Annotated in this window: 7 protein-coding genes; 1 reads left to right on the forward strand and 6 read right to left on the reverse strand. The window is 71.5% G+C overall.

The genetic code is table 11. The annotated features are described in order from the left end of the window. The 3 genes from D6689_15115 to D6689_15125 form a co-directional block, all read right to left on the reverse strand. Positions 1-1591 (reverse strand): hypothetical protein (locus D6689_15115; protein RMH39979.1); only part of this gene is annotated, 1591 nt, incomplete at its 3' end. Further along, complete coding sequence (locus tag D6689_15120) at positions 1588-2211, reverse strand: hypothetical protein (GenBank protein RMH39980.1); 624 nt, start codon at positions 2209-2211, stop codon at positions 1588-1590. The genes D6689_15120 and D6689_15115, both read right to left, overlap by 4 nt. A gap of 6 nt (positions 2212-2217) precedes the next feature. Further along, positions 2218-2697, reverse strand: coding sequence for a DUF4333 domain-containing protein (locus tag D6689_15125; protein ID RMH39981.1), 480 nt, complete (start codon positions 2695-2697; stop codon positions 2218-2220). Positions 2698-2771: 74 nt separating this feature from the next. Between D6689_15125 and D6689_15130 the strand changes: the two genes are divergently transcribed. After that, positions 2772-3758 carry a hypothetical protein gene (locus tag D6689_15130; GenBank protein RMH39982.1) on the forward strand — a complete coding sequence of 329 codons (987 nt, stop codon included), beginning with the start codon at positions 2772-2774 and terminating at the stop codon, positions 3756-3758. Between the two features lie 22 nt (positions 3759-3780). Here the strand turns inward: D6689_15130 and D6689_15135 are convergent, their stop codons facing one another. The 3 genes from D6689_15135 to D6689_15145 form a co-directional block, all read right to left on the reverse strand. Further along, positions 3781-4818, reverse strand: a complete 1038-nt coding sequence (locus D6689_15135; GenBank protein RMH39983.1) for an MBL fold metallo-hydrolase — start codon at positions 4816-4818, stop codon at positions 3781-3783. Next, positions 4766-6676, reverse strand: coding sequence for a PAS domain S-box protein (locus D6689_15140; protein ID RMH39984.1), 1911 nt, complete (start codon positions 6674-6676; stop codon positions 4766-4768). The genes D6689_15135 and D6689_15140 overlap by 53 nt, the downstream gene beginning before the upstream one ends. Before the next feature lie 60 nt (positions 6677-6736). After that, positions 6737-7674 (reverse strand): 2-succinylbenzoate--CoA ligase (locus tag D6689_15145; protein RMH39985.1); only part of this gene is annotated, 938 nt, incomplete at its 5' end.

Raw genomic sequence — 7674 nt, forward strand, 5'->3', positions numbered from 1 at the left:
AGCCGGCGTACGCGTCATCCTGCTCGATCTTGGACAGCACCCAGTCGAACTCGCCACTCGTGACGTGGGCGTTGCAGAACTCGCACGTACCGGCCATGTTGATCTTGAGTTCCGCGCCGCAGTTCGGACAGGAAAGCTCCCAGCGCGCTGCGCCGCGGGTGGCCGCGCCGCGGATCAACGTCCAGTACTCGGTATACCTGCGCACGGTCGACTTGCTGCCGCCGACGACGCGGCCAGTGTTTTGGTCGAGCGTGTAGTCGCAGCCCTCGGCCCACACGCGGCAGGTAATGGCCGCATAGTGCGCGTCGCGCACCACCTTGACGATCATCCAGTTGGTGATCCGCGCGTTGTCGTTGCGGTTGACAAGCCCTTGCGCGCGGTAACAGTCGATCCAGTACTGGAGATAGTTGTATAGGCTGTCGGATACGAACGGGCGCGCGCGCGGCAAGTCCATGTCGCCCCACGCACTGTTGAGCACGGAGTAGATGGTCTGCAGTCGCATTCCGAACGCCTCGATCGAGAACGCAGGGTCGTCGGTCTGCAGGGCCGCGAGTTCGGAGTCGACGTTCGGGTCGCGAACGGTCGCCAGATCGGTGCCGCGCTCCGGCGTGTGACCGGCGAGCGACGGCGGCCGGTCCTCTTGATGCAACAGGGCGACGTAGGTCACGACCCACTCGAAGCGACCGTCGTTGACGACCTCGCCGCAATAGCTGCAGGTGGCGTCGTCGGACGACTCGAACGGCGCGTCGCAGTTGGGACAGTTGAGGCTGCGAGCCTTCGCGGGCGGCCGGCTGCGCGCGGTCGCGTCGCGGCTGAGCGTCCACCGCTCGTGCACGTAATAGGTGCGCTCGTCTCCCGGCGCACCCGCGGTCATGTTGGACTCGAAATCCAATACGACCGTGCACCGTTTGGGTGTGCCGTCCTCGTCGGTGGGTGTGCTCGGGACGATCGCCGTCACCGGCCGCATCGCCCCGATCACGACTCCGTGAACCGGCACCCCCTGCGGCGTTCGAGACAGCAACTGCTGGCGAACCGGCTCGGACAGGTACGGAGCGCAGGTGCGCATCGCGTTGGGGTGCACGCGCGCCTGGTGTGCACGGGCGTACAGCGCGTAGGCGAAGTCAGTGAACAGCACTTCCGAGAAATCCGGGTCGACGCGGCGAATCTCGTCGAGGCGCGGCGGCGGCGGCGGCGGCGGCGGCGGCGGTTCGGGCACGAACGACCCGACATCCCAGTTCGACAGATTGCCGTTGTTCCGTTTCGCGACGAGCACGCCGATGACGACGATGATCGTGAGCGGAATGCCGATCTCCGGATACACGACGATGAGCCGAATCAGGAGGACCGCGAGTTCGCCTCCGCCTCCTCCTCCGCCGCCGCCCGAGTAGCTGTGACCGCCCGAGTAGCTGTGACCGCCCGAGTAGCTGTGACCGCCCGAGTAGCTGTGACCGCCACCGGGCCGCGCGTGGGCGTCGGCCGGGGCGGCCCACCAGGCGGCGACGGCGGCCGCGATCGCCAGCCACGGCCACGGCCGCCAGAGTGCGCGCCGAATCGTCGCCCACGCGTTGCGCACCGCGCCGGCACGGCTCATGGCGCACACACCTCGTCGGGGAGTTCATTTTCGTCGTCGGCCGCGCGCGGCAACGCTCGCTCGCACACCGGGCCGAGCGCCTCGATCGCCCCCGCCAGGGCGACGGCGTTCATCGCGTCCGCCAGGGTGCGTTCGATCTCGGTCACGGTGCGTCGCCACGCGTCGGCATCCACGGCGTCGACGACGCCCGAGTCGGCGACGACCTCCACCATGCGCTCGAGCAGCGACGCGTAGACGAGCACGCCGGTGCGGTCTCGCGTGCGCCGGACCCCCTTGTCGAAGAAGGTCGCGCGCGCGGCTTGGGCGACGCGCTGTCGCCGGCGCGATCGCGGAGTGAGCCAGCGCCGACTTGCGGGGAGTTGCGTGTGCACGAGGCCGACCAGCGCGCCGGCGACCGCCGGGTCGATCAGGATCGACATGAGCGAAAAGTCGAACGGCGAAAACAGCATGAACGCGAGGGCCGCCCAGCCGGCGACGATCCCGGCGATCAGGTCCGCGTGCAGGTAGCTGCCCGAGTGGTGGCGGATCGCGATCACGACCTCGACGGCACTGCGGGCCTCGATGGCCTTGATGGCGGCGCGCAGCGCGCGATCCCCCGCTTCATCGACGAACGGCTTCACCGGCGCCTACTCCAGCTTCCAGCTAAAGTTGCCCGCCTCATCTTCTACGCGGATGACGAGCGAGCGCTCGTCTCCCTTGTGGTTTTCGATCTTGCAGCGGAACTCGCGCCCCGGGACGGCCACCCGGTGGCGGCGCCCGCAATCCACGAGCGCGCGCTTGCCGAAGCGGTCGTGGAACGCCTGCTCGATCGTGTCCTCGATCTTGGTGCTGCTGATCGTTCCTTCGTCCACGTACCAGCGCAGGTCGTCGCAGTCATCGGATTGCTGGGTGACGCGCACGTCGATCTCGCCGCCTTCAGCCCGCACGGTGCAATGGAAGGCTTTGTTCTTCCTGCATTCGATCGCCTCCGGGCACGACACGTCGTCCGCTTCGATCCCCTTTTGATCGAACAATTCTTCGCGGATCGTCGCTTCGAGCGCGTCCGAGTCGACGGTTGCGGTGCAGGCGGCGGCCGCCGCGGCCACGACCAGCCAGGCGTGTCGCATGGCCGCAACTGTAGCAGCGGCGGGCGGCGCATTCACGCTGGTGCGCTCCGCGTGCCGGCGGTACAGTCGCGCCGATGCAAACGCGGAGGCTTGGCTCGACCGCGGCGGCCGCGCTCGCGTGGCTCGTGGCGTGCGACGGAGGCGGCGGTGCGGCGGGAGACGGCGGCCCGGGACGGCCTGCCGACGGCGGCGCGCGCGCGTCGGACGCGTCCGCGGGCGACGCGGGCGGTGCGGCGGCCGATGCGCGACCGGTCGCGCGCTGCGATGCGCCGCGCGGCGAACCCGGCGACGACGTGTGGACGATTGACACGGCGGACGGGCCGCGGACGGCGCGCGTACACGTGCCGCCGGGATACGATCCGCGGGCGCGCACGCCGGTCGTGCTGAACTTCCACGGCTACACGTCCACCGCGCAGCAGCAGGAGTGGTTCTCCGGCCTGCCGGCCAAGGCGGATGCGGCCGGCTTCATCGCCGTCCACCCGCAGGGCGTCGGCAACAGCTGGAACGGCGGCGTCGGCTGCTGCGGGGACGCGCTCGCGATGGACATCGACGACGTCGGCTTCGTGCGCGCGCTGATCGACGAACTCGAGGCGCGGCTGTGCGTCGACCCGCACCGAATCTACGCGACGGGGATGTCCAACGGCGGCTATCTGTCGCACCGGCTCGGCTGCGACCTGTCGGATCGGATTGCGGCAATCGCGCCGGTCGCCGGCTTGCAGACGAGCCCGGGCTGCGCGCCGTCGCGGCCGGTATCGGTGATCCATTTTCACGGCACGGCCGACACGCTCGTGCCCTACGACCAGGTCGCCGCGACGATCGCCGGGTGGGTGGACCGCAACGGCTGCGCCGGCACGTCCACGGTGACGTATGCCAACGGCGATTCGACGTGCGAGACCTGGTCCGGGTGCGACCAGGGGGTGGAGGTCGTGTTGTGCACGGTCGACGGCGGAGGTCACACCTGGCCCGGCGGCGCCCAGGTGCCCGGGCTGGGCAAGACGACGACCGACCTGAACGCGAACGACGCGATGTGGGCGCTGTTCGAACGCCACGCGCTGCCGTGACGGCGATCGCGCGCGGCGCGGGTCATTGCGCGGCGGACCGCTGCAGCGACTCGTAGACGGTCGCGATCCAGCGGTCGGTGGGGACGAACCCCTGCCCCCAGGACGCCCACTTGGGATCGAGCACGATCTGATCCGGGCGCTTGCCCTGCTGCATCTGTGCGCGGATGGCCGCCGTCGTGGCGACCAACATGGCGTGGAACGCCCGCAGACCGGCGACGTCGGATAGCGGGCCGTGGCCGGGAATGACCTTCGCGTCCGGTGGCAGCATCTCGATCACCTTGGCGACGTTGGCGGTGTACTGCACGACGTCGCCGCCGGCGGCCAGATCGATGAACGGAAACCGCCCGTTGAAGTAGTGGTCGCCCATGTGGATGACGTGCGAGCCGGTGAAATAGACGATGCTGTCGCCGTCGGTGTGGCCGTGCGGCAGATGGATGACGCGGATCGGCTCCCCGTTGAAGTGCAGCGTGACCGACTCGGCGAACGTCACGACCGGCAACCCTTCCGGGGCCATGGCCGGCTGCACCGCGTCGCCGCGCGGCTGCGGCGCCGCCAGCCGCTTGCGCACGTTGTCGTGCGCGACGATCAGTGCCCGCTTGCCGAAGATCGGGTTGCCGCCGGTGTGGTCGCCGTGAAAGTGCGTGTTGACCAGCAGCCGCAGCGGCCCGTCGCCGAGGCGGTCGATCGCCTGCTCGATCGCCGGCGCGAGCGGAGCAAACTGGTCGTCGATCATCAGCTTGCCGTCGGCGCCGACCGACACGCCGATGTTGCCGCCGCGTCCCTCGATCATGTGCACGGGACCGGCGACGTGCGTGACGGTAATCGCGGGCGCGTCGGCGGACGCGCCCACGCGTGGCGCTGGCGCGGGATCGTCGGCCGCGGGCGCGCGCGGCGAATGAGTACACGCGAGCAGTGACGCGCCGGCGCAGGCGATCAACCGGATCATGCGTCCCGCGTACCGCGGACGCGCCGTTCCGTCAAACGATTCGTCCACATCGGCGCCGCGGTCAGCGACCGGATGCTGGAGCCGGCACGGCGCGCAAGGTGTGGTCGATCGCATCGAGCAATTCGTCCACGCGAAACGGCTTGGCGAGTGCCATGGTGAAGCCGTGGTCGGCGACGTCGTCGGCGGCGTAGCCGGTCATGGCGATCGCGCGCAGGTCGGGGGCGCGGCGGCGCAGTTCGGCGAGCGCGGCCGCGCCGCCCATGCCCCCCGGCACCGTGAGGTCGAGCAGCGCCACGTCGAACGGCTCGCCGCGAGCCGCCGCCGCGTCGAACTCGCGGATGGCGGCGGCGCCGTCCGCAACGTGGACGACGCTATAGCCCTCGGTGCGCAAAAACTCCGCGACGGCGCGCGCGAGCGCCGGTTCGTCCTCGAGCATCAGCACGCGCGCCTTCAGCGGCGGCGATTCCTCGACCCGCTCGTCGGCGCCCGCGATCGCCGGTAGCGTGACGACGAACGACGAGCCGGCGCCGGGCGACGACTTGACCGCGATGTCGCCGCCGTGCTGCACGACGATGGCGCGCGTGATCGCGAGCCCGAGCCCGCGTCCGTCGGCCTTGGTCGACACGTAGGGTTCGAACGCGCGGGCGGCGAGGTCCGGCGGCATGCCTGGACCGCGATCCGTCACCGTGACTTCGACGTAGCGGCCGGGGGGCAGTGAACCGCGCGCGCGGTCGACAACGACGTTCCGTGCCGTTACGGTCACGCGTGCGTCCGGCGGGGACACCTCGATCGCGTTGAGCACGAGGTTGGTGAGCACCTGTCCCATCTGGCCCGGGTCGACCCGGGCGCGCCACAGGTCGGGGGCGACGTCCACCGCCACGGCGGCGGACGAGCCGCGGGCGGCGAACTCGCAGTGATCGCGGATCAAGGGCCCGAGGTCGACGACGTCGCGTTGCACCGCGTCGCTGCGCGCGAAGCGCAGCAGTTGCTTGGTCAGGGACATGGCCCGCGCGCACGCGTCTTCGATGTCGGCCAACTGGCGCGCGAGCGCGTCGGCGCCGGCGGCGCGGCGCGCGACGCCGGCGTTGACGCTGATCTGCGCCAGCAGGTTGTTGAAGTCGTGGGCGATGCCGCCGGCGAGCAGCTCCAGCGATCGGGCGCGTTCGACCTGCTCGGCGGCGCGCTGCTTCGCCCATTCCTCCGTGCGATCGCGGACGACCAGTACGATCCCGGCGGTGCGACCGCTGCGGCCGGGAATCGGCGCGGCGACGTCGGACACCCAATATTCGCGCCCGTCGCGGGCGCGGACGAGGCCGTGCCGTTCCGCGGTGGCGGGGGCGGCGGGATCGACCGAGCGGTCGACGACGGCCGGCTGCAGCGTGCCATCGCGCTCGCTGAGCAGCTGGTACACCTCGGCGAGCGGGCGGCCGCGCGCGTCGGCGGCAGCCCAGCCGGTGAGGCGTTCGGCGACCGCGTTCATCAACTCGATGCGGCCCGCGCCGTCGGTGGCGATCACGCCGTCGCCGATCGCGTGGAACACGGCGAGCAGCCACTCGCGCGACGCGGCGAGTGCGGCGTGCGCCTGTTGGAGTTCGGTCACGTCCTGAGCGAGCCCGACCACCCCGACGATCTCGCCGGTCGCGTCGCGCAGCGGCTCGACGTGGGACAAGAACGTCAGGTCGTTCCACCGCAGGCGGTACGACACCGGCGTGCCGGCCAGCGCGCGGCGGTGGGCCGCGATCGGTTCGTAGTCCGGATCGTCCGTCGAGAAGAACTCCCACAGGCTGCGGCCGACGACCTCACCGGGCCGAAGTCCGAGCGACGCGAGCCCCGCGCCGGTGGAGGTCGTGAACACGAGGTTGCGGTCGACCGCCCACAGCACCGCGGGCATCTGGTCGACGAGCAGGCGCAGGTGCTCGTGAAGCGGCCGGGCGCCCGGGGGTACGTCGCGGCTGCGGTCGTCGGCGGACACGGGTCCCCTGCCCGGGAGTCTATGCGGTTCGCACCCCCGGCCGCAACCGCCGCGAGGCGATCAGCCCCGCGGGAACGGGCGCGTGGACAACCGGGCGGCGGCGCGCCGATCCGCTTTGCCCGCCGCCGTCAGCGGCAGCGCGTCGACGAGGGCGACCCGCCGCGGCCGCGCGAACGCCGGCAGCGACCGGCCGAGATGCTCGGCGAGGTCCGCGTCGTCGACGCCGGCGGGAGCGACGATGGCCGCTCCGACGATCTGGCCCCACCGTTCGTCGGGCAGGCCGAAGGCGCATGCGTCGGCAATCGCGGGGTGGCTGCGCAGCGCATCCTCCACCAGCGCCGGATGTACGTTCTCGCCGCCAGTGACGATCACGTCGTCCGCTCGCCCGAGCACGACCAGACCGCCGTCGGCCGTCCACCGGCCGAGATCGCCGGTGCGCAGCCGCCCGCCGGCGACGGTCGGTCCGCTCACTTCGATGCGGCCGTCGGAGGCGATGCGGACGTCGATGCCGGGCAGCGGGCGCAGGCCCGCGCCGGGGGCGCGCTCGGTGGCGACCTGCGAGCACGCCTCGGTCATGCCGTAGGTGCGCAGCAGCGGCCAGCCGCGTGCGCGCGCGCGGGCGAGCAGCCGTTCCGGTGCGGCCGCTCCGCCGACGAGGACCGCGCGCACCGCCGGCGGCGCGTCGCGGTCGCACAGCGCGGGCAATTGAGCGGGCACGATCGACCCGAGGGTGGCGCGATGGCGCTCGAAGCCGTCGAGGTCGTCGATCACTGCGGTCGCGCGGGCAATGACACAGCGCGTGATGACGGACAGGCCGCCGACGTGGGCGACGGGCAGCGGGCACAACCAGCGGTCGCCGTCGCGCCAGCCGAGCACGCTGGCGCTCGCCGTTGCGCTCGCAAACAACATGCGCGGCGTGAGCTCGACTGGTTTCGGCGCACCGGTCGTCCCCGACGTGAACACGACGAGCCCGCGCGCGCCGGCCGGAACCGCGGCTG

The organism is Deltaproteobacteria bacterium, assembly GCA_003696105.1.
GTDB lineage: Bacteria > Myxococcota_A > Polyangia > Haliangiales > J016 > J016.

Coding starts and splice junctions, on each gene's coding strand:
- D6689_15130 (RMH39982.1), top strand. CDS start 2,772: ATGCAAACGCGGAGGCTTGGCTCGACCGCGGCGGCCGCGCTCGCGTGG.
- D6689_15135 (RMH39983.1), bottom strand. CDS start 4,818: ATGCGATCGACCACACCTTGCGCGCCGTGCCGGCTCCAGCATCCGGTC.
- D6689_15125 (RMH39981.1), bottom strand. CDS start 2,697: ATGCGACACGCCTGGCTGGTCGTGGCCGCGGCGGCCGCCGCCTGCACC.